We start from the raw sequence: 21,929 nt of genomic DNA on the forward strand, positions 1-21,929 counted from the left end.
TGACATGCGCGATGCTTGCTGCTAATGACGCGGTTACGAACAAGGCGACCACGACATCAGCCGTGATCCCATGCTTGGATATTTGACGTGCTTTTGAGGAGTGAACATGGCTGTCAGCGCCAAGGCCGAAGTAACCGTCGGCGAGGGGGCCAAGCAGGTCCTGTTTTCCAATAGCAAGAAGCTCTCGCTCATTGCCGGCCCCTGTCAGATGGAAAGCCGGGATCATGCTTTCATGATCGCTGGCACGCTGTCGGAACTGTGCGAAAAGCTCGGCATCGGCCTCGTTTACAAATCCTCGTTCGACAAGGCCAACCGCACCTCGATTGCCGGCAAGCGTGGCATCGGGCTGGAAAGTGCGATGGAAATCTTTGCCGATCTCAAGGCGGAATTCGGGTTTCCGGTGCTGACCGACATTCACACCGAAGAGCAATGCGAGGTCGTTGCCCGGACGGTCGATATTCTGCAGATCCCAGCCTTCCTGTCGCGTCAGACCGATCTTCTGGTCGCTGCCGCAAAGACCGGCCGCGCCATCAATGTCAAAAAGGGCCAGTTCCTGGCACCGTGGGACATGAAGAACGTACAGGCCAAGTTCACGGAAAGCGGCAATGGCAACGTCCTTTTGTGCGAGCGCGGCGCCTCGTTCGGTTACAATACGCTGGTGTCCGACATGCGCTCGCTGCCGATCATGGCGTCGCTCGGCTCGCCCGTCGTGTTCGATGCAACCCATTCCGTGCAGCAGCCGGGTGGGCAGGGCGGTTCGAGCGGGGGGCAGCGCGAATTCGTCGAAACGCTGGCGCGCGCCGCAGTGGCGGTCGGTGTTGCCGGCGTCTTCATCGAAACCCATGAGGATCCGGATAATGCACCGTCGGATGGGCCCAATATGGTGCATCTGAAGGATATGCCGAAGCTGCTTGAGAAGCTGCTGGCGCTCGATGCCATTGCCAAGGCTGCATAAGGCGCGGGGGCGGTATGTGACCCCTTGCCCCCATCCAAAGCCGACACATCCGGGCTGTAAAAGAGCCGACCTGTAATTGCCCTGTCATTGAATGTGAGCCATTTTCAGTGACCGCATGACGTCAACCTGAGGAGAGACCATTGACCGCCATTACCGATATCATTGCCCGCGAAATCCTCGACAGCCGCGGCAACGCGACCGTTGAGGTCGACGTCTATCTCGAAGACGGTACGATGGGCCGTGCCGCCGTCCCCTCGGGCGCTTCTACCGGCGCGCACGAAGCCGTCGAGCTCCGCGATGGCGGCAGCCGTTACGGCGGCAAGGGCGTGCTGAAGGCCGTGGAGGCCGTCAATACTGAAATTTTTGACGCCATTGGCGGTTTCGACGCCGAAAGCCAGATCCATGTCGACAAGACCATGATCGCGCTCGACGGCACGCCGAACAAGTCACGCCTTGGCGCCAACGCCATTCTGGGCGTCTCGCTTGCCGTCGCCAAGGCTGCCGCCGAATCGTCCGGCCTGCCGCTTTACCGCTATATTGGCGGTGCAGCCGCCCACGTCCTGCCGGTCCCGATGATGAACATCATCAATGGCGGCGCCCATGCCGACAACCCCATCGATTTCCAGGAATTCATGGTCCTGCCGGTTGGTGCGGAAACGCTGGCGGATGCCGTGCGCATCGGCTCGGAAATCTTCCATGTCCTGAAGAAGGAACTCGGCGCTCAGGGTCACAATACCAATGTTGGCGACGAAGGCGGCTTTGCGCCGGGCCTCAAGAGCGCGCCGGAAGCGCTCGATTTCATCATGAAGTCTGTCGAAAAGGCCGGCTACAAGCCGGGTGAGGACGTGTTCCTTGCCCTGGATTGCGCCTCGACCGAATTCTTCAAGAACGGCAAGTACGAGATGGAAGGCGAGGGCCGCACGCTCGAGCCGGAAGCCATGGCCGATTACCTGGCGGAACTCGCCGGTCGCTACCCGATCATCTCGATCGAGGACGGCATGGCCGAAGACGATTGGGCTGGCTGGAAGTACCTGACCGACAAGATCGGCGACAAGGTGCAACTGGTCGGAGACGATCTGTTCGTCACCAACTCGGCCCGTCTGCGCGACGGCATCAAGATGGGCACCGCAAACTCGATCCTCGTCAAGGTCAATCAGATCGGTTCGCTGACCGAAACGCTCGACGCCGTCGAGACGGCACATAAGGCGCGTTACACCGCCGTCATGTCGCACCGTTCGGGCGAGACCGAAGATTCGACCATTGCCGATCTCGCCGTCGCCACCAATTGCGGACAGATCAAGACCGGCTCGTTGTCGCGCTCGGATCGTCTGGCGAAGTACAACCAGCTGATCCGCATCGAGGAAATGCTTGGCCCGCAGGCAATCTATGCCGGCCGCTCCATCCTGAAGGGCTGATATTGCCAGGGTCGCGAGGCCCACCCGCAACCAACCGTCCCTGCATCCAGCCGTCGGAGCCCGCGCCTCAGGTCGCGGGCTTTTTCGCAGCGCGAAGCCGGCGAGACATGGTCAACGATTGCTTAAGCAAGTTCTGCGAATGTCTGTCTGATTATTGCGTGACGGGATGTCGAGACGAGCATGTGGACGAAGCAGCATAAGCCAAGAAAACTGGGCCGGTTTGTCCTTCCGGCCATCACGGTCGCTTTTCTCTCCTATTTCGGCTATCATTCGGTCCACGGCGATCTCGGGCTGATTGCCACGGAAGAATTCGAGCGCCAGCGCGTCCTGCGCGCTGACGACCTTGCCAAGCTGACGCAGAAGCGCCAGGCGCTGGAGCGTCAGGTGGCGCTGCTCAGCGACGGGTCGATGGAGCGCGACATGCTCGATGAGACGGCGCGTTACCAGCTTAACGTTTCGCGGGCGGACGAGATTGTCATTTTTCACGGCAATCCTTGACTTAACCGAATTCTAGTTAAGTCGAAAATAGTGTGTATTTACAGCGCGTTATCAATCATGTGAGCCATGCAAATATGGCATTGCTGGGGCGCGCTTTTGCCCCTATGTTACGCCTCGACACGGGGGCGCGCCTACTGGCTTAGGCGAGCCCTCATTCGATAAGCGCAGTACATAGGGAGGGATCGATGGCGCCTGCTAAAACCGCGTCCACGTCCGGCCGCAGATCCGCGGCAAAGTCTGCAAACAAATCCGTTTCCAAGGAATTCACCGGCCGCAACATGCCGGACTTCGGCAAGGACGACGAGCTTCACGCCTACCGTGAAATGCTGCTTATCCGCCGCTTCGAGGAAAAGGCCGGCCAGCTTTACGGCATGGGCTTCATCGGCGGTTTCTGCCACCTCTATATCGGCCAGGAGGCTGTCGTCGTCGGCATGCAGATGGCGCAGAAGGAGGGTGATCAAGTGATCACCGCCTATCGTGACCACGGCCACATGCTGGCCTGCGGCATGACCGCCCGTGGCGTCATGGCTGAGTTGACCGGCCGTCAGGGCGGTTATTCGCGTGGCAAGGGCGGCTCGATGCACATGTTCTCGAAGGAGAAGCATTTCTATGGCGGCCACGGCATCGTCGGCGCCCAGGTGTCGCTTGGCACCGGTCTTGCCTTCGCCAATGCCTATCGCGGCAATGACTCGGTCTCGGTCGCCTATTTCGGTGATGGCGCTGCCAACCAGGGGCAGGTCTACGAGAGCTTCAACATGGCGGCGCTGTGGAAGCTGCCGATCATATATATCGTCGAGAACAATCGCTACGCCATGGGCACTTCGACCGCGCGCGCAACGGCGCAGTCGAACTATTCGCTGCGCGGTTCCGGCTTCGGCATTCCGGGCATCCAGGTGGATGGCATGGACGTTCGCGCCGTAAAGGCCGCCGGTGAAGAAGCGCTTGCCCATTGCCGCTCCGGCAAGGGTCCGATCATTCTCGAAATGCTGACCTACCGTTACCGTGGCCATTCGATGTCCGACCCGGCCAAGTATCGCACCAAGGAAGAAGTGCAGAAGATGCGCTCCGAGCAGGACCCGATCGAACAGGTTCGCCTGCGCGTGCTGGAAAACGGCTGGGCGAGCGAGGACGAATTGAAGGCGATCGACAAGGATATCCGCGACATCGTTTCGGATTCGGCCGATTTCGCCCAGAACGACCCCGAGCCGGACGCATCCGAGCTCTATACCGACATTCTGCTCTGAGCTGCGGGGAGGAAAGAACCGATGCCTATTGATATCCTGATGCCCGCGCTTTCTCCGACCATGGAAGAAGGTACGCTGTCCAAATGGCTCAAGAACGAGGGTGATACCGTCAGGTCCGGCGACGTCATCGCCGAGATCGAGACCGACAAGGCGACCATGGAAGTGGAAGCCGTCGATGAAGGCGTGATCGGCAAGCTGCTTGTCGAGGCCGGCACCGAAAACGTCAAGGTCAACACCAAGATTGCCGTTCTGCTCGCCGAAGGTGAAAGCGCCGACGCCATCTCCGCCGATGCTGCCGCTGAAAAGCCGGCCGCGCCCAAGGCCGATGCCGACACGCCGACTGCAACCAGCAACGACGCTGGTGGCAAGGCACGCGAAGCAGCGCAAGAGCCAAGCGCCAAGACCGAGAATACCGTTCCGGCCCAGCCGAAGCTTGAAGCCGCTGCCGATCCGGATATTCCGGAAGGCACCGAAATGGTCATGACCACCGTGCGCGAAGCACTGCGTGATGCCATGGCCGAAGAAATGCGCCGTGATGGCGACGTGTTCGTCATGGGTGAAGAAGTCGCCGAATACCAGGGCGCCTACAAGATCACTCAAGGGTTGCTGCAGGAATTCGGCGACAAGCGCGTCATCGACACCCCGATCACCGAACACGGCTTTGCCGGCGTCGGCGTCGGTGCTGCGATGGCCGGCCTCAAGCCGATCGTCGAGTTCATGACCTTCAACTTCGCCATGCAGGCGATCGACCAGATCATCAACTCTGCTGCCAAGACGCTCTACATGTCCGGTGGCCAGATGGGCGCTCCGATCGTGTTCCGCGGCCCGAATGGTGCAGCTGCCCGCGTCGGTGCCCAGCACAGCCAGGATTACGCATCGTGGTACAGCCAGATCCCGGGCCTCAAGGTCGTCATGCCCTATACGGCAGCGGACGCTAAGGGCCTGCTGAAGGCCGCCATTCGTGATCCGAACCCGGTCGTCTTCCTCGAAAACGAGATCCTTTACGGTCAGTCGTTCGAAGTTCCCAAACTGGATGATTTTGTCCTGCCGATCGGCAAGGCGCGCATTCACCGCAAGGGCAAGGACGCCACCATCGTTTCCTTCGGTATCGGCATGACCTACGCCACCAAGGCGGTCGCCGAGCTCGAGAAGGAAGGCATCGATGTCGAACTGATCGATCTGCGCACGCTGCGCCCGATGGATCTTCCGACCGTCATCGAAAGCGTCAAGAAGACGGGCCGCCTCGTGACTGTCGAGGAAGGTTATCCGCAGAACTCGGTCGGCGCCGAAATCGCCACCCGCGTCATGCAGCAGGCCTTCGACTATCTCGATGCTCCGGTTCTGACGATCGCCGGCAAGGACGTGCCGATGCCTTACGCGGCCAACCTCGAAAAGCTGGCTCTGCCGAATGTCGGTGAAGTCGTCGAGGCGGTGAAGACCGTCTGCTACAAGTAAGGGGTCTGGCTGATGCCGAGATCGTCTGTAAAGCAGATACTGCCGGTTTCCGGTTCCTGGTTCCGGGTGCTCGGAACCAGAGACGCTCCGGTCTTCGAGAGAGTCGTATTCTGGGCGCTGGTGAAGACCGAGGACACTGAGGTCATCGTTGGCGTTCCGCGCGAAGAAATCGGCGTTATCGGTGCAGTCGAAGGATGGCTCGAGGATGTTGCCGGATATATCGAGGTGCCTCTCGAAGAGGTCGCCCGGCTGACGCAACACCCGGAAGAACTTGCCCCGTTTAAACTTCTGTGGGCGGAGGATTAATATGCCTATCAACATTACCATGCCTGCTCTTTCGCCAACCATGGAAGAGGGCAACCTCGCCAAGTGGCTGGTCAAGGAAGGCGACACGGTCAAGTCCGGCGACGTGATCGCCGAGATTGAAACCGACAAAGCGACGATGGAAGTCGAGGCCGTGGACGAGGGCGTGATTGCCAAGATCGTCGTCCCGGCCGGCACCGAAGCCGTCAAGGTCAACGCCCTGATCGCCATCATCGCGGAAGAAGGCGAAGACGTCGCCGCAGCCGCGGCTGGTGCGGGATCTGCGCCCAAGGCTGAAGCGCCGAAGGCGGAAGCCGCCAAGGCCGAAACGGCCTCCGAAGCGCAGACGACCGACAAGCCGGTCACCGATGCTGCTCCGGCACCGTCGACCCCGGCACCTGTTGCCGATGGCAAGCGCGTCTTTTCGTCTCCGCTCGCTCGTCGTCTTGCCAAGGAAGCCGGCCTCGACCTGTCCGCCGTCACCGGCACCGGTCCGCATGGCCGTGTCGTGAAGGCGGATATCGAAAAGGCGGCTGCCGGCGGAACCGCCAAGGCTGCTCCGTCCGCCCAGACCGCAGCGTCTGGTGCCGCTGCCGCTCCGGCTCCCGCAAAGGGCCCAACCGACGACAGCGTGCTCAAGCTGTTTGCGGAAGGATCCTACGAGCTTCTGCCGCACGACGGCATGCGCAAGACCATCGCCGCCCGTCTGACCGAGTCGACGCAGACGGTTCCGTCCTACACGATCTCGATGGATTGCCTGCTCGACGCCCTGATGGCGCTGCGTGCCGATATCAACAAGTCGGCCCCGATGAAGAAGACTGACAAGGGCGAGGTTCCGGCCTTCAAGCTGTCGGTCAACGATTTCATCATCAAGGCGATGGCGCTGGCCCTGCGCGACGTTCCGATGGCCAACGCCTCCTGGACCTCGACGGCCCGTGTTCTGCACAAGCATGCCGATGTCGGCGTCGCCGTGTCGATCCCGGATGGCCTGATCACGCCGATCGTCCGCAAGGCCGAGGAAAAGCCGCTTTCCGTCATCTCCAACGAGGTGAAGGATCTGGCCCGCCGCGCCCGCGACAAGAAGCTGAAGCCGGAGGAATACCAGGGCGGCACCACGTCGGTGTCCAACCTGGGCATGTTCGGCGTCTCGAACTTCACCTCGATCGTCAACCTCCCGCAGGCCTCGATTGTCTCGATTGGTGCCGGCGTCGAAAAGCCGGTCGTCAAGAACGGTGAGATCAAGGTCGGCACGGTGATGACGGCAACCTTCGCCTTCGACCACCGCGTCATCGATGGCGCGCTCGGCGCGGAACTCGCGTCCGCGTTCAAGCGCTACATCGAAAACCCGATGGCGATGCTGGTGTAGCGGTTCACGGCCGCGGTGAAGGCCGCGGCCCTTGCTATTTGCGGATGCATCCAATGCGTGACATTTGCCGATCGGCTATCCATATTTGATGGGTGCCGATCATGGCGGAAGGCAAAGGACATGTTTGCGATGGCAAATGAACCGATCGACATGATCATGCCAGTGCTGCGTGAAATGCAAAGCCAGTTTGCGATGATGCAGGAGCGTTTTGTGCAGGTGGAGCGGAAGCTGGATAAAGTCGAAGAGGCCCAGCAGAACGTGCGCAAAGCTCTGTTGGCTGACACCATGATGTCGCGGCTTATTGCAGGCGATTTCGAAAAGCGGATCGCCACGCTGGAAATTAACGTCGGCGAGTTGTTGAAAGGGGCCTGACCCTCTGAAACGGATCGGCAGGGAATGACTGGCATGTGGACCATATGAAAACCGTTCTCTGCTTTGGCGACAGCCTGACCTGGGGTTACGATCCGCAAGGCCCCGGCCGCCACGCGTTCGAGGACCGTTGGCCAAGCGTGCTCGGCGCGGCCCTCGGGGACGGTGTGGACGTCATTGCCGAAGGCCTGAACGGCCGCACCACTGGCTATGACGATCATCTGGCCGATTGCGATCGCAATGGCGTCAAGAACCTGCCGACCGTGCTGCATACGCATATGCCGCTCGATCTCGTGATCATCATGCTCGGCACCAACGACATGAAGCCGATGATTGCCGGTTCCGCCCACGCGGCGCGATCCGGCATCCAGCGGCTGGTCGGTCTTGTCCGCCATCACGAATACTCGTTCGACTACGATGCCCCGGATATCCTCATCGTATCGCCGCCGCCGCTCTGCGAGACCGCGGATCCGGTGTTTTCCGCGATGTTCCGTGGCGGTGTCGAACAGTCGGCCATGCTGGGGTCGCTTTACCGGGATCTTGCCGATGATCTCGGCTGCGGCTTTTTCGATGCCGGATCGGTCGCCAGGACCAGCCAGATCGATGGGGTGCATCTGACGGCGCAGGAGACGCGGGCAATCGGGCGCGGGCTGGAACCAATCGTGCGCATGATGCTGGGCGTTTGAACATGCAATTCGCGGCTGGCCGCTGCACGCGGCCGCCACAACGAGATAAAGACAAAGGCAGGAAACAATGGCTCAATCCTACGACCTCATCGTCATCGGCGCCGGCCCCGGCGGTTACATCGCGGCGATCCGCGCCGCTCAGCTCGGCATGAAGGTTGCTGTCGTCGAACGCGAACATCTCGCGGGCATCTGCTCCAACTGGGGCTGCATCCCGACCAAGGCGCTTCTGCGCACCGCCGATGTCATGCATACGGCAACGCACGCCAAGGATTACGGCCTGACGCTCGAAGGCTCGATCACGCCGGACGTCAAGGCCATCGTCGCCCGTTCGCGTGGCATTGCCGCACGTATGAACAATGGCGTCGGCTTCCTGTTCAAGAAGAACAAGGTCGACATCATCTGGGGCGAAGCGAAAATCACCAAGCCGGGCGAGATTGTCGTCGGCAAGATGACCAAGCCGGTGGTGCAGCCGCAGGGGCCGGTGCCGAAGAACACGCTGGGCGAGGGCACCTATACCGCGAAGCACATCATCGTGGCGACTGGCGCGCGTCCCCGCGCCCTGCCGGGCATCGAGCCGGACGGCAAACTGATCTGGACCTATTTCGAAGCGATGAAGCCGGAAGCGCTGCCGAAGTCGCTACTGGTCATGGGCTCCGGCGCCATCGGCATTGAGTTCGCAAGCTTCTACCGCACCATGGGCGTCGAGGTCACTGTCGTCGAGATCATGAGCCAGGTCATGCCGGTCGAAGATGCGGAAATCTCCGCTTTCGCCAAGAAACAGTTCGAAAAGCAGGGCATCAAGATCCATTTGGAGGCCAAGGTCGCCAAGGTGGAGAAGGGTGCCGACTCGATCACTGCGACCGTCGAGAAGAAGGACGGATCGGTCGAGAAGATCACTGCCGACCGGATGATTTCGGCTGTCGGTGTTCAGGCCAACATCGAAAACATCGGCCTTGAAGCCGCCGGCGTGAAGACCGAGCGCGGTTTCGTGGTGATCGACGGCTACGGCAAGACCAACGTTCCCGGCATCTACGCGATCGGCGACGTTGCCGGTGGTCCGCTTCTGGCCCACAAGGCCGAGCATGAGGCCGTTGTCTGCGTCGAAAAGATTGCCGGCCTGCCGAACGTGCATGCCACCGACAAGAGCAAGATCCCGGGCTGCACCTATTGCAACCCCCAGGTCGCCTCGGTCGGTCTGACCGAAGCCAAGGCCAAGGAGCAGGGTCGCGACATCCGCGTCGGCCGTTTCTCCTTTGCCGCCAACGGCAAGGCGGTGGCGCTCGGCGAAGATCAGGGCATGGTCAAGACGATCTTTGACAGGAAGACCGGCGAACTGCTCGGCGCCCACATGGTCGGCGCCGAAGTCACCGAACTAATCCAGGGCTTTGTCGTCGCCATGAACCTCGAGACGACGGAAGAGGACCTGATGCACACCATCTTCCCGCATCCGACCATTTCGGAATCGATGAAGGAAAGCGTGCTCGACGCCTATGGTCGCGTGCTGAACGCCTGACCTGCGGAGTGCGGAAACGCTTGCCCCGGCGACGGCCGGGGCAGCACGGTTGGCTGGATTGAAGGAATGAATGGAATGGGCGTCGGCTGGTTTGCGGCAATCATCATCGGTGGTCTGGCGGGCTGGCTCGCCGGCAAGCTGATGGACATGCGCTTCGGCATCTTCATGAACATCGTCATCGGTATTGTCGGTGCGGTGCTCGCCAATGCGATCTTCGAGGGCGCCAACATCCATGTTGCTGCGGGATGGCTGGGTTATCTCGTGCAGGGTTTCGTCGGCTCCTGCATTTTGCTATTTGTCGCCAAACTCGTCAGACGTTGACGGACGGCCGCTGGGAGCGGCGGAGGAACAGTCTACCATGGTCACCATTCTCGACAGGACGTCGCTGACGGACGAGAAGCGCATCCGTCACCCCGAAAAGGCGCATCGGCCTGATACCGAGGTGATGCGCAAGCCCGAGTGGATCCGCGTCAAGGCGCCGGTCTCCAAGGGCTATCAGGAAACGCGTTCGATCGTGAAGGAGCACAAGCTCGTCACGGTCTGCGAAGAGGCGGGCTGTCCCAATATCGGCGAGTGCTGGGACAAGAAGCACGCCACCTTCATGATCATGGGCGAGATCTGCACCCGCGCCTGCGCCTTCTGCAACGTTGCGACGGGCAAGCCTAACGCGCTCGACCTGGCCGAGCCCGAGAACGTCGCCCGCGCGGTGAAGGAAATGGGCTTGCAGCACGTCGTCATCACGTCGGTGGACCGTGACGATCTGGCCGATGGCGGGGCCGAACATTTCGAGAAGGTGATCTGGGCGATCCGTGCCGCTTCGCCGCTGACGACGATCGAGATCCTGACGCCGGACTTTTTGAAGAAGCCTGGCGCGCTGGAGCGCGTCGTTGCTGCCAAGCCGGATGTGTTCAACCACAATATGGAAACCGTGCCGGGCAATTACCTCACGGTGCGCCCCGGTGCGCGCTATTTCCACTCGATCCGTCTCTTGCAGCGGGTCAAGGAACTCGATCCGACCATGTTCACCAAGTCCGGCATCATGGTCGGTCTTGGCGAGGAACGGAATGAAGTGTTGCAGCTGATGGACGATCTGAGAACCGCTGACGTGGATTTCCTCACCATCGGCCAGTATCTGCAGCCGACGCGCAAGCATCACAAGGTGGAGAAATTCGTAACGCCCGAGGAGTTCAAGTCCTACGAGACCGTTGCCTATACCAAGGGGTTCCTGATGGTAGCATCAAGCCCGCTGACGCGTTCTTCGCATCATGCCGGCGATGATTTTGCCCGTCTGAAAGCCGCTCGTGAGCGCAGGGTCCTGGTGGCCGCCGAATAGTCGCTTAGCCGACGGCGCTCTTGCCGGCCATCAGCACGCCACGCTTCTTGTCGCGCAGTTCGAAACGGTTGGCCCGCGCTTCGGCCTTGGCGACCTCGATGAGGTAGACAAGAAGGGGTAACTGGTTCATGTCGGCCAGCTGCCGGGCGGATTCCAGCATTTTCATCATCTGCGTAAAGTCGTCCATCGTCTTCTTCTTCCGGATTCATTCCGGCACTTGTGTTTTCGATGCTCTTTTTACGCGAGATTGCCGCGCTGGATCAGTCCCGGGGCGTGTTCGCTCCGTATATTTACGGCGCGATGGTTAATATCTGAGCATTTGTTGAAATACGCTATCGATGGACTGGCCGGCCTGCGAGGCGTGCGTCGTTCAAAAAACGCGCGCTTTCCAGGGGGCTGCGCTTGATCTTGTCAAAGGCGGCGATTAACTCCTGCTCATGCCCAAGTTCGAAAATCACCGCCCCGTTCGCCATACGCCCGAAAAAATGTACGCGCTCGTGGCGGATATTGAGAAATATCCCGAATTTTTGCCGCTGTGTGAAGCGTTGACCGTCCGCACCCGTAAGGAGCGCGACGGCAAGGAACTGCTCGTTGCCGACATGACCGTTGGCTACAAGGCGATCAAGGAAACCTTTACGACACAGGTTCTTCTCAATCCGGCTGAGCAGGCGATCGACGTGAAATATGTCGAGGGGCCGTTCAAATATCTGGATAATCGATGGCGGTTCGAAGCGGATGGTTCGGGCGGATGCATCGTGCACTTCTTCATTGATTATGAATTCAAGAGCATGATCCTCGGGGCCGTGATGGGGTCGATGTTCGACCGCGCCTTCCGCATGTTTGCTGAAGCCTTCGAGGCAAGAGCCGACAAGATCTATGCCTGAGGCTTACCTTCGGCGATTTCAAGCAGCATTTCAAAGGCCGTGCGCAGGGTAGCAAGGCGCACATCGCTGCGTCCGATATCGCCATAGCGCATTTCGCGATGCATGGTCTTGCCGCCCCGCGCGCTGGCCGCCAGATGCACGAGACCGACCGGCTTTGGTGCCGAGCCGCCGCCTGGGCCAGCGATGCCGGTGACGGCGATCGAGACCGATGCGGGGGAGCACGCGAGTGCCCCGGTCGCCATTTCCAGCGCCGTCTCGCGCGAGACGGCGCCAAACGCGTCCAGCGTCTGTTGGGCGACGCCGAGAATCTCGACCTTGGCCCTGTTGGTATATGTGACGAGGCCGCGCTCGACGACTGTCGACGATCCTGCGATTTCCGTCAGGGCGCCGGCAATCAGGCCGCCTGTGCAGGACTCCGCCGTAACCAGCATAAGGCTTTTGACCCTGAACTCTGCCACGATGCGGGCAGCAGCACTTTCGATGTCCGGCGGGAAGAGTGCCACGATCAGTCCTCCCGGTAGACAACCGTGGCAGTTGCGATAGCGGCAATGCCTTCGCGACGGCCGACGAAGCCAATGGTTTCGTTCGTGGTGGCCTTCACCGAACAGCGTTCCATGTCGATCCCCAGAAAATCCGAAAGATTGCGGCGCATCATTTCTCGATGCGGGCCGACCTTCGGGGCTTCCGCGATCAGCGACACATCGGCATTCATGATCGTGCCGCCGTGTTCCCTCACGATCCTTGCCGCGTGTTCGAGAAAGATCCGCGAGGGGGCGCCCTTCCACTGCATGTCGGATGGGGGAAAATGATCGCCGATATCGCCCGCACCGCAGGTCGCGAGCAAGGCGTCGGTCAGCGCGTGCAGGGCGACATCCGCGTCCGAATGACCGCTGAGTTTCTGATCGTGCGGGATGAATACGCCGCACAGTGTGACGCCGTCGCCTGCCACCAGCTGGTGGACATCGTAGCCATTGCCGGTCCGCACGTCGGGCAGCAGGTCGCGCTGTTGCCGTTTGGAGAGCCGCTCGTTCGCCATATCGATATCCCGTCCCACTGTCAGCTTGATATTGTCGGTCGACCCTTCCACCAGCATCACCGGCAGGCCTGCCCATTCCGCGATCGAGGCATCGTCGGTGAAGTCGTCACGGCGAAGCGCCGCTGCCTTGTCGTGCGCGGCGCGGATTTCGTTAAACGTGAAGCTCTGCGGTGTCTGGGCGGCATAAAGCGCGGTGCGAGACACGGTTTCGTGCACCAGGCCATCGGCGCCGCCGCGTTTCAGCGTGTCGACGACCGGTATCGCCGGCAAGACGCCATCATGCCCAGTATCCAACATCGCCGCTATGCGGTCGAGCAGGGCGAGGTCGATGAAGGGCCGGGCGGCATCATGGATCATCACATGGGTCGCACCGCTGCCGGCAAGGGCTCGAAGCCCCTCGTGTACGGACCGCTGACGCGTATCGCCGCCGAATGTCACCATCACGTCCCCGGCGCGCGGCAGGCCCGCGATTGCCGAGGCGTAAAGGTCCTCGTCGTCGGGGTGAATGACGACCACGATCGGCCCGCTGCGGTGCCAGGCGAGAAACGTCTCCAGCGTATGCGCAATAACCGGACGGCCGCCGATGGGTCGGTACTGCTTCGGCCCGTCCTGCGGCGATCCCGCGCGCTCGCCGCGTCCAGCAGCTACGATAACAATGCCGATATTCATGGATCTGTCGTCCCCGGACGGTCGCGCGAATTGGAATTGACAGGGGAGCACTATAGACTCAAAACACGCATTTCCAGCAGGCCGCTTAAAAATACCGCACACCTGTAATTGCTCTTGGCAAACGCGCAAAGCCTGAGTAAAAATAATGCAGATCACCTATTTGCCCGAAAGATCACCATTTGAATTGTCGCGATCTTGCAGAGCCCTTTCATATCGGGCCTGTGACCATACGCAACCGCGTTGTTCTTGCGCCCATGTCGGGCGTGACCGACCTGCCGTTTCGGCGGCTCGCCTGGGCGCATGGAGCCGGACTGGTGGTCACCGAGATGATCGCAAGCCGGGAGCTTGTTCATAATCGCGGCGAATCGTGGGAGCGCCTGAAAAGTACCGGCATCGAACCGCATATGGTCCAGCTCGCCGGACGCGAGGCGCAGTTCATGGCGGAGGCCGCGCGGATCGTCGAAGGCGAGGGAGCCGATATCGTCGATATCAACATGGGCTGTCCCGCGAAAAAGGTGATCGGCGGCTATTCCGGTTCGGCTCTGATGCGCGATCCCGACCATGCTCTTTCGCTTATCGAAGCAACGGTCAGGGCGGTTAAGGTGCCCGTGACGCTGAAGATGCGTCTCGGCTGGGACGAAAACTCCATCAATGCACCGGAAATCGCCCGCCGCGCGCAGGAGGCAGGCGTACAACTGATTACCATTCACGGCCGCACCCGCATGCAGTTTTATGAAGGTAAGGCCGATTGGGATGCCATCCGCGCCGTGCGGGACGTCCTGACCATTCCGCTTATCGCCAATGGTGATGTTAAGAGTGTTGAGGATGCGCAGGAAATCTTGCGTCGTTCCGGCGCCGACGCCGTCATGGTTGGCCGCGGCGCGCAGGGACGCCCATGGCACGTCGGTGTACTTGCCGGCGCGAATGTTCCCGAGCGTGCCGCGATTGTCGATATCGCATGCCGGCACTACGAAATGATGCTCGATTTTCATGGGCGCGAAGCCGGTCTTCGGCATGCGCGCAAACATCTCGGCTGGTATCTCGACTGCAATGCGCCGCAGACGGCTGCGGCCGACAGGTCAGCGCTGATGATCGAGCGTGATCCTGCCGTCGTGGTTTCCCGGCTGCGGGAATTGCTGTCGCACCCGCCCTCAGATGAACGGAAGGCTGCCGCATGACGTCGAAACCGACGCCGCAGGAGATCGCGAGCGGCAATGCGCTTGCCATGGCCGTGCTGAATTCGGTCCAGAATCCCGTCATTCTGGTCGACGAAGAAGGCAAGGTGGCCTTCGCCAACTGGGAGGCAGAATCGTTCTTCGGCTCAAGCGCCGCCTATCTGGCCAAGAACAGGATCTCCACCTTCATACCGTTCGGCAGTCCGCTTCTGGCGCTGATCGATCAGGTGCGCGAACGCAAGGCCCCGGTCAACGAATATCGCGTCGATCTGTCCTCGCCACGGCTGGGACAGGAAAAGCTGGTCGACCTCTATGTCGCGCCGGTGACCAGCGAACCGGGTTCGGTGGTCGTTGTTTTTCAGGAACGATCGATGGCGGACAAGATCGATCGCCAGTTGACCCATCGCGCGGCCGCGCGTTCCGTGACCGGGCTTGCCTCCATGCTCGCTCACGAAATCAAGAACCCGCTCTCAGGCATTCGCGGCGCAGCCCAGCTGCTGGAAACATCGGTCCCCGACGAGGATAGGGCGCTGACGCGGCTGATCTGCGATGAGACCGACCGCATCGTGTCCCTGGTTGATCGCATGGAAGTGTTTTCCGACGAGCGTCCCGTCGATCGCAGCGCCCTCAACATTCACTCTGTTCTCGACCACGTGAAGGCCGTGGCCAAAGCCGGCTTCGCACGCGATATCCGCTTCGTGGAAATGTACGATCCGTCCTTGCCGGCGGTTTTTGCCAATCGCGATCAACTGGTCCAGGTTTTCCTCAATCTCATCAAGAATGCGTCGGAGGCCATTGGCGGCCAGCCGGACGGCGAGATTACGCTGACGACGGCCTATCGCCCTGGGATCCGGCTGTCGGTGGCCGGCACACGCGAGAAGATTTCGTTGCCGCTGGAATTCTGCGTCTTCGACAACGGTCCTGGCGTGCCGGCGGACATACTACCACATCTCTTCGATCCTTTCATCACCACCAAGACCAACGGTTCCGGGCTCGGTCTCGCGCTGGTTGCCAAAATCATCGGCGCGCATGGCGGCATCATCGAATGCGACAGCCAGCCGCGCCGCACCGTATTCCGTGTCTTGATGCCCATGCACAAGGATGACGGCGCCTTTGAGGATGCCGGTAGCTTGAACTCCACAGGAAGCGTAAAATGACCGCCACGATCCTTGTCGCCGACGATGATGCGGCCATCCGTACCGTCTTGAACCAGGCGCTGACCCGCGCCGGTTACGATGTTCGCATCACGTCGAATGCCGCGACCCTGTGGCGCTGGATCTCCGCGGGCGAGGGGGATCTGGTGGTGACCGACGTGGTCATGCCGGACGAAAACGCCTTCGATCTGCTGCCGCGCATCAAGAAGGCGCGACCGGATCTGCCGGTGCTGGTGATGAGTGCGCAAAACACGTTCATGACCGCGATCAAAGCCTCGGAAAAGGGCGCTTACGACTATCTGCCGAAGCCGTTCGACCTGACCGAACTGATCGCCATCATCGGCCGGGCTCTGGCTGAACCGAAGAAAAAGCCGGCCAAGCTGGACGACGATGCCCAGGATGGCATGCCGCTGGTTGGGCGTTCGGCGGCCATGCAGGAAATCTACCGGGTTCTCGCCCGCTTGATGCAGACCGACCTGACGCTGATGATCACCGGCGAATCGGGTACCGGCAAGGAACTCGTGGCGCGCGCGCTGCATGACTACGGCAAGCGCCGCAACGGGCCGTTCGTCGCCATCAACATGGCGGCCATCCCGCGCGACCTGATCGAATCGGAATTGTTCGGCCACGAGAAGGGCGCCTTTACCGGTGCCCAGAACCGCTCGACGGGACGTTTCGAACAGGCCGAGGGCGGCACGCTCTTCCTTGATGAAATCGGCGACATGCCGATGGACGCACAGACGCGTCTTCTGCGCGTGCTGCAGCAGGGCGAATACACGACCGTCGGCGGCCGCACGCCGATCCGCACCGATGTGCGCATCGTCGCGGCCACCAACAAGGACCTGAAGCAACTGATCAATCAGGGCTTGTTCCGCGAGGATCTCTATTACCGGCTGAACGTGGTGCCGCTGCGCCTACCGCCGCTACGTGATCGCGCCGAGGACATCCCGGATCTCGTTCGCCACTTCATGCAGACGGGTGAGAAAGAAGGCCTCGACACCAAGCGCTTCGATACCGAAGCGCTGGAGGTGATGAAGGCATATGCGTGGCCCGGCAATGTGCGTGAGCTCGAAAACCTCATCCGTCGTCTGATGGCACTTTATCCACAGGATGTTATCACCCGCGAAATCGTCGATACCGAACTGCGATCCGACGTGCCGGACAGCCCGATCGACAAGATGGGTGCACGTAGCGGTTCGCTGACCATTTCCCAAGCCGTCGAGGAAAACATGCGCAGTTATTTCGCAAGTTTCGGCGACAATCTGCCGCCGCCCGGCCTCTATGACCGCGTTTTGACCGAGATGGAATATCCTCTCATCCTGGCAGCGCTGACCGCCACCCGCGGTAACCAGATCAAGGCGGCCGACCTGCTGGGCCTCAACCGCAATACGTTGCGCAAGAAAATTCGCGAATTGGGCGTTTCGGTCTATCGAAGCTCGCGGGCGAACTGAGCCCGTAAACGGTTGACACACGCGACCCGTTCGTTGCATTTTCGCCACAATGCGTTGCTTAAAGGTCACGCATGCTCAGGTTTTACGAGGTCGGGCGATTCTTGCAACACTGCTGCGGGATGAGACCATTCTCCTGAGCTTTCTCATCGTCTCAAGGGCTCCCGGCTAACGGAGCCGGGAGTGGCTTATGACAGATGGCGTGGTGACGCCTTCGACCGGTGCGGATACGCTCGCCGTCGTGCAGGACCGGCGCGCGTCCTTTGCATTGCCGGGCCTGCTTCTGGCCGGCGGCGCGCTGGTCTGCGCCATTGTCAGCCTGCTTGTCCTGCTCGGCGCGACGCCGATTGCACCCACGACCAATGTGGTCATCGCGTCGGCGATCATCAACTCCGTCTTCGTGCTGGGCCTAATTTCGCTGATCGTCCGCGAGGTTTTCCGGCTCGTCAAGGCGCGCAACCGTGGTCGCGCGGCCGCCCGGCTGCATGTACGCATCGTCGCGCTATTTTCCATCGTGGCGATAACCCCGGCCATCCTCGTGGCGATTTTTGCCAGTCTGACGCTCAATGTCGGTCTTGATCGCTGGTTCTCCCTGCGCACGCAGTCCATCGTCCAGTCCTCTCTCGATGTCGCCAAGGCCTATATGCTGGAAAATGCCAGCTATCTGCAGGGCCAGACGGTCTCGATGGCAAACGATCTCGAGCGCAACCGCGCGATGTTCTACCTTGACCGGACCGGTTTCGTGGACCTGATGAGCCGGCAGGCCAAGGGCCGCGGCCTGCTCGGAGCCTTTCTCGTGCGCGATGACGGCGATGCGATTGCGCAGGCCGAGATCAAGACCGAACGTCCCTTGCCGGCCATTCCATCCGATGCGCTTACGACCGCGGCCGCAGGCCAGCCGACGCTCATACCGCCGGGCGTTACCAATCTGGTCGGCGCCGTCATCAAGTTCGACGCCATCCCGGGTTCCTTCCTTTACACGGTGCGCGCTGTCGATCCCAAGGTGATGATGGCGATGCGGCTGATGGAGGAAAACCGCGACGAGTACAAGTCGATGGAAGCCGGGCGCACCTCGCTGCAACTGGCTTTCGCGGTGCTTTACATCGGCTTTGCGCTGATTGTTCTTTTGGCGGCCATATGGACGGCAATTGCCGTCGCCGACAGGATCGTGCGCCCGATCCGCCTGCTGATCAGCGCGGCGGACAGCGTCGGCGCCGGCGATCTCAATGTCGTCGTGCCGGTGCGCGCGGCCGATGGAGACGTCGGCAGCCTGTCACGCACCTTCAACAAGATGATTTCCGAAATCCGCAGCCAGCGCGACGAAATCCTCGAAGCCAAGGACGAGGTCGATGATCGGCGGCGGTTCATCGAAGCAGTTCTGTCGGGTGTGTCTGCGGCCGTCATCGGCGTAGAGGACGATCATCAGGTCACCATCGTCAATCCCACCGCCGAACATTTTCTCGGCGTCAGCGCCGAGCAACTGATCGGTCAGCGGCTCTTCGATGTTGCGCCCGAGATCGACCAGGTGTTGAAGGAGGCGGCGTTTCGCGCCCGTAGCGATTTCCGCAAGCAGATCAATCTGATGCGCGGTGGCAAGGAGCGTACGCTGTCGGTGCAGGTTACACGCGAGGAGCAGCGCTCCAGTCGCGAATCCTACGTCATCACGCTCGACGACATTACCGATCTCGTCATCGCCCAGCGCTCGACCGCCTGGGCCGACGTGGCCCGACGCATTGCACATGAGATCAAGAACCCGTTGACGCCGATCCAGCTGTCGGCCGAACGCCTGAAGCGGCGCTACGGGAAGCAGATCAATGAGGACGATCGGGCGGTTTTCGATCAGTGCACCGACACGATCGTCCGCCAGGTCGGCGATATCGGCCGGATGGTCGACGAATTCTCTTCCTTCGCCCGTATGCCGAAACCCGCCAAGGAGCCCGCCGATCTGCGCGACATCCTGCGCGATGCGGTGTTCCTGCGGGAGATGGGGGCAAGTCACGTCGATTTCGTGCGCGAACTGGGCGATCAGCCTCTGATCGGCATGTTCGATGCCCGCATGCTGGGTCAGGCCTTCGGCAATCTCGTCAAGAACGCCGTCGAGGCGATCGAAGCCGTGCCGGGCGATCAGGAACGCGACGGTCGCAAGGTCTGGGTCAGGGCGTCCCAGGACACCGGACGTGGCCTGTTCCGCGTCGACATCATCGACAATGGCAGCGGCCTGCCGACGGAGAACCGTCACCGGATATTGGAACCTTACATGACGATGCGCGAGAAGGGCACAGGCCTCGGACTCGCCATCGTCAAGAAGATCATCGAAGAACACGGGGGTCAGCTCGAACTGCACGACGCACCAAGCGAATTCGATCACGGCCGGGGCGCCATGATCAGGGTGCTGCTGCCGCATCAGGATGCGGCTGTGTTGCAGGGCGCTGACGCCGAGGTGGATAAGAGCAAGGAAACAGCTTATGGCGTCTGATATTCTGGTCGTGGATGATGAAGCGGATATCCGCGATATCGTGTCCGGCATCCTGTCCGACGAAGGCCACGAAACCCGCACGGCCCACGATGCCGACAGCGCGCTCGCGGCGATTTCCGATCGCGTGCCCCGGCTGGTTTTCCTCGATATCTGGATGCAAGGCTCGCGTCTTGACGGTCTGGCCCTGCTGGACGAGATCAAGACCCGTCATCCGGACCTGCCGGTAGTGATGATCTCCGGCCACGGCAATGTCGAAACCGCAGTCTCGGCCATCAAGCGGGGCGCCTTCGATTTCATCGAAAAGCCGTTCAAGGCCGACCGCCTGATCCTGATCGCCGAACGCGCGCTGGAAAACTCGAAACTCAAGCGCGAGGTGACCGAACTCAAGAAGCGCACCGGCGATGCGCTGGAACTGGTCGGAACGTCGGTCGCTGTCTCGCAGCTTCGCCAGACGATAGACAAGGTCGCGCCCACCAATAGCCGCATCATGATCCTTGGCCCGTCCGGTTCCGGCAAGGAACTGGTGGCGCGCATGATCCATAAGAAGTCGGCACGCGCCGCGGGGCCCTTCGTGGCGCTGAATGCGGCGACCATCACCCCCGACCGCATGGAAATCGCGCTTTTCGGTACCGAGGGAACGCCGGGACAACCGCGCAAGATCGGCGCTCTGGAAGAGGCGCATCGCGGTATCCTCTATCTCGACGAGGTCGGGGAAATGCCGCGCGAAACGCAGAACAAGATCCTGCGCGTGCTCGTCGACCAGCAGTTCGAACGCGTCGGCGGATCAAAGCGCGTCAAGGTCGATGTCCGCATCATTTCCTCGACCGCGTATAATCTCGAGAACCTGATTGCCGAAGGGATTTTCCGGGAAGATCTCTATCACCGTTTGGCCGTCGTGCCGGTCAAGGTTCCCGCACTCGCCGAGCGCCGTGAGGACATTCCCTTTCTGGTCGACAATTTCATGCGGCAGGTTTCCGAACAGGCGGGTATCCGCAACCGCCGCATTGGCGATGACGCCATGGCGGTGCTTCAGGCCAATGACTGGCCCGGCAACAACCGCCAACTGCGCAACAATATCGAGCGGCTGATGATTCTGGCGCGTGGTGACAGTCCCGACGCGCCGATCACCGCCGACATGCTGCCGCAGGATCTGGGCGATATGCTGCCGAAGGTGACGGGTAGCGGTGACCACCACATTATGACGCTGCCGTTGCGCGAAGCGCGCGAAATGTTCGAGCGTGATTATCTGATTGCACAGATCAACCGGTTCGGAGGCAATATTTCGCGCACGGCGGAATTTGTCGGCATGGAGCGTTCGGCGCTGCACCGGAAGTTGAAATCGCTCGGCGTGTAAGGGGCAATCTGTCCTGGGGGGGTGAAAGGTGAAGCCCGAATGCGGCGGCCTGCCCCGCTTGTTTTGCCGATTGCGGAGTGCATCCCGATTTGCTAACCAATAACGGGGGATAGGGAGTTGCAGACATGCAGCTCCCGCTCGCTTTGTGTATTCCCAGGCAGCGTCTATGCTCGCTTGCGGTGGAAAATGCGCAATCGTGTGGTGGCGGCCGATTCCGGGTTGGGCGGCGCATATCTCAGGGTATAAACAATAATTCCGGCGACAGTCCGGCAAGAATGAAAGAAGCGACGCCATGGCGGAACGTTCTCAAAATCTTCAGGATCTTTTCCTCAATACCGTTCGCAAGCAAAAGATTTCGCTCACCATCTTTTTGATCAACGGCGTGAAGCTGACAGGCGTCGTCACCTCGTTCGACAATTTCTGCGTGCTGCTGCGGCGCGACGGACATTCGCAGTTGGTGTATAAGCACGCGATCTCGACCATCATGCCGGGCCAGCCGATGCAGATGTTCGAGACCGAAGAAAACGCCGCCTGACAGGACCTATAACATCACAATACGCGATACCTCGAACGAATCCCTCGTCCCGGAAGCCGAA

22 protein-coding genes are annotated in these 21,929 nt (G+C 60.8%); 19 read left to right on the forward strand and 3 right to left on the reverse strand.

Going from position 1 to position 21,929, the window contains the following annotated elements; genetic code table 11:
• The first annotated feature begins 106 nt into the window (after positions 1–106).
• From kdsA to lipA, 12 genes are all read left to right on the forward strand, one after another.
• Positions 107–955, forward strand: a complete 849-nt coding sequence (kdsA, locus tag ACQKKX_RS09500) for a 3-deoxy-8-phosphooctulonate synthase (protein ID WP_427570396.1) — start codon at positions 107–109, stop codon at positions 953–955.
• Positions 956–1,095: 140 nt separating this feature from the next.
• Entirely contained in the window at positions 1,096–2,370 is a 1,275-nt protein-coding gene (gene eno / locus ACQKKX_RS09505; protein WP_427570397.1) for a phosphopyruvate hydratase, read from the forward strand.
• 180 nt (positions 2,371–2,550) lie between these two features.
• Positions 2,551–2,868 (forward strand): FtsB family cell division protein, encoded by a 318-nt coding sequence (locus ACQKKX_RS09510; protein ID WP_427570399.1) that lies wholly within the window; start codon positions 2,551–2,553, stop codon positions 2,866–2,868.
• A gap of 185 nt (positions 2,869–3,053) precedes the next feature.
• Positions 3,054–4,112, forward strand: a complete 1,059-nt coding sequence (gene pdhA / locus ACQKKX_RS09515; protein ID WP_427570400.1) for a pyruvate dehydrogenase (acetyl-transferring) E1 component subunit alpha — start codon at positions 3,054–3,056, stop codon at positions 4,110–4,112.
• 21 nt (positions 4,113–4,133) lie between these two features.
• Positions 4,134–5,567, forward strand: a complete 1,434-nt coding sequence (locus tag ACQKKX_RS09520; protein WP_427570401.1) for a pyruvate dehydrogenase complex E1 component subunit beta — start codon at positions 4,134–4,136, stop codon at positions 5,565–5,567.
• Positions 5,568–5,579: 12 nt separating this feature from the next.
• Positions 5,580–5,873: a hypothetical protein gene (locus tag ACQKKX_RS09525; protein WP_427570402.1), complete on the forward strand. Its 294-nt coding sequence runs from the start codon at positions 5,580–5,582 to the stop codon at positions 5,871–5,873.
• A gap of 1 nt (position 5,874) precedes the next feature.
• Entirely contained in the window at positions 5,875–7,236 is a 1,362-nt protein-coding gene (locus tag ACQKKX_RS09530; protein ID WP_427570404.1) for a pyruvate dehydrogenase complex dihydrolipoamide acetyltransferase, read from the forward strand.
• A gap of 129 nt (positions 7,237–7,365) precedes the next feature.
• Positions 7,366–7,608 (forward strand): hypothetical protein, encoded by a 243-nt coding sequence (locus tag ACQKKX_RS09535; RefSeq protein ID WP_427570405.1) that lies wholly within the window; start codon positions 7,366–7,368, stop codon positions 7,606–7,608.
• 44 nt (positions 7,609–7,652) lie between these two features.
• Entirely contained in the window at positions 7,653–8,291 is a 639-nt protein-coding gene (locus ACQKKX_RS09540) for an SGNH/GDSL hydrolase family protein (RefSeq protein ID WP_427570615.1), read from the forward strand.
• Positions 8,292–8,358: 67 nt separating this feature from the next.
• Positions 8,359–9,804, forward strand: coding sequence for a dihydrolipoyl dehydrogenase (gene lpdA / locus ACQKKX_RS09545; protein ID WP_427570406.1), 1,446 nt, complete (start codon positions 8,359–8,361; stop codon positions 9,802–9,804).
• Between the two features lie 75 nt (positions 9,805–9,879).
• Positions 9,880–10,125: a GlsB/YeaQ/YmgE family stress response membrane protein gene (locus ACQKKX_RS09550; protein WP_427570616.1), complete on the forward strand. Its 246-nt coding sequence runs from the start codon at positions 9,880–9,882 to the stop codon at positions 10,123–10,125.
• 37 nt (positions 10,126–10,162) lie between these two features.
• Positions 10,163–11,137, forward strand: a complete 975-nt coding sequence (gene lipA / locus ACQKKX_RS09555; protein WP_427570407.1) for a lipoyl synthase — start codon at positions 10,163–10,165, stop codon at positions 11,135–11,137.
• A 4-nt stretch (positions 11,138–11,141) separates the two neighbouring features.
• Here lipA and ACQKKX_RS09560 read toward each other — a convergent pair whose 3' ends face one another.
• Complete coding sequence (locus tag ACQKKX_RS09560) at positions 11,142–11,324, reverse strand: hypothetical protein (RefSeq protein WP_427570408.1); 183 nt, start codon at positions 11,322–11,324, stop codon at positions 11,142–11,144.
• A gap of 250 nt (positions 11,325–11,574) precedes the next feature.
• Here ACQKKX_RS09560 and ACQKKX_RS09565 point away from each other — a divergent pair, with 250 nt between their 5' ends.
• A complete protein-coding gene (locus ACQKKX_RS09565; RefSeq protein WP_427570410.1) occupies positions 11,575–12,021 on the forward strand; it encodes a type II toxin-antitoxin system RatA family toxin in 447 nt (148 codons plus the stop codon).
• On the opposite strand, the gene ACQKKX_RS09570 is transcribed toward ACQKKX_RS09565, so the two are convergent.
• Complete coding sequence (locus ACQKKX_RS09570; RefSeq protein ID WP_427570411.1) at positions 12,012–12,524, reverse strand: CinA family protein; 513 nt, start codon at positions 12,522–12,524, stop codon at positions 12,012–12,014. The genes ACQKKX_RS09565 and ACQKKX_RS09570 overlap by 10 nt on opposite strands.
• Positions 12,525–12,526: 2 nt before the next feature.
• Positions 12,527–13,726, reverse strand: coding sequence for a bifunctional 2-C-methyl-D-erythritol 4-phosphate cytidylyltransferase/2-C-methyl-D-erythritol 2,4-cyclodiphosphate synthase (locus ACQKKX_RS09575; protein ID WP_427570412.1), 1,200 nt, complete (start codon positions 13,724–13,726; stop codon positions 12,527–12,529).
• Between the two features lie 158 nt (positions 13,727–13,884).
• Between ACQKKX_RS09575 and dusB the strand changes: the two genes are divergently transcribed.
• From dusB to hfq, 6 genes are all read left to right on the forward strand, one after another.
• Complete coding sequence (dusB, locus tag ACQKKX_RS09580; RefSeq protein WP_427570617.1) at positions 13,885–14,904, forward strand: tRNA dihydrouridine synthase DusB; 1,020 nt, start codon at positions 13,885–13,887, stop codon at positions 14,902–14,904.
• Entirely contained in the window at positions 14,901–16,058 is a 1,158-nt protein-coding gene (locus ACQKKX_RS09585) for a two-component system sensor histidine kinase NtrB (protein ID WP_427570413.1), read from the forward strand. Before dusB ends, ACQKKX_RS09585 begins: the two co-directional genes overlap by 4 nt.
• Positions 16,055–17,506, forward strand: a complete 1,452-nt coding sequence (gene ntrC / locus ACQKKX_RS09590) for a nitrogen regulation protein NR(I) (RefSeq protein WP_427570414.1) — start codon at positions 16,055–16,057, stop codon at positions 17,504–17,506. Before ACQKKX_RS09585 ends, ntrC begins: the two co-directional genes overlap by 4 nt.
• 187 nt (positions 17,507–17,693) lie before the next feature.
• Positions 17,694–19,979 carry an ATP-binding protein gene (locus tag ACQKKX_RS09595; protein ID WP_427570415.1) on the forward strand — a complete coding sequence of 762 codons (2,286 nt, stop codon included), beginning with the start codon at positions 17,694–17,696 and terminating at the stop codon, positions 19,977–19,979.
• A complete protein-coding gene (locus ACQKKX_RS09600) occupies positions 19,969–21,333 on the forward strand; it encodes a sigma-54-dependent transcriptional regulator (protein WP_427570416.1) in 1,365 nt (454 codons plus the stop codon). Before ACQKKX_RS09595 ends, ACQKKX_RS09600 begins: the two co-directional genes overlap by 11 nt.
• Positions 21,334–21,625: 292 nt before the next feature.
• Complete coding sequence (hfq, locus tag ACQKKX_RS09605; protein ID WP_007757453.1) at positions 21,626–21,868, forward strand: RNA chaperone Hfq; 243 nt, start codon at positions 21,626–21,628, stop codon at positions 21,866–21,868.
• The last annotated feature ends 61 nt before the right edge of the window (positions 21,869–21,929 follow it).

The organism is Neorhizobium sp. NPDC001467, from assembly GCF_050275975.1.
Lineage (GTDB): Bacteria > Pseudomonadota > Alphaproteobacteria > Rhizobiales > Rhizobiaceae > Neorhizobium.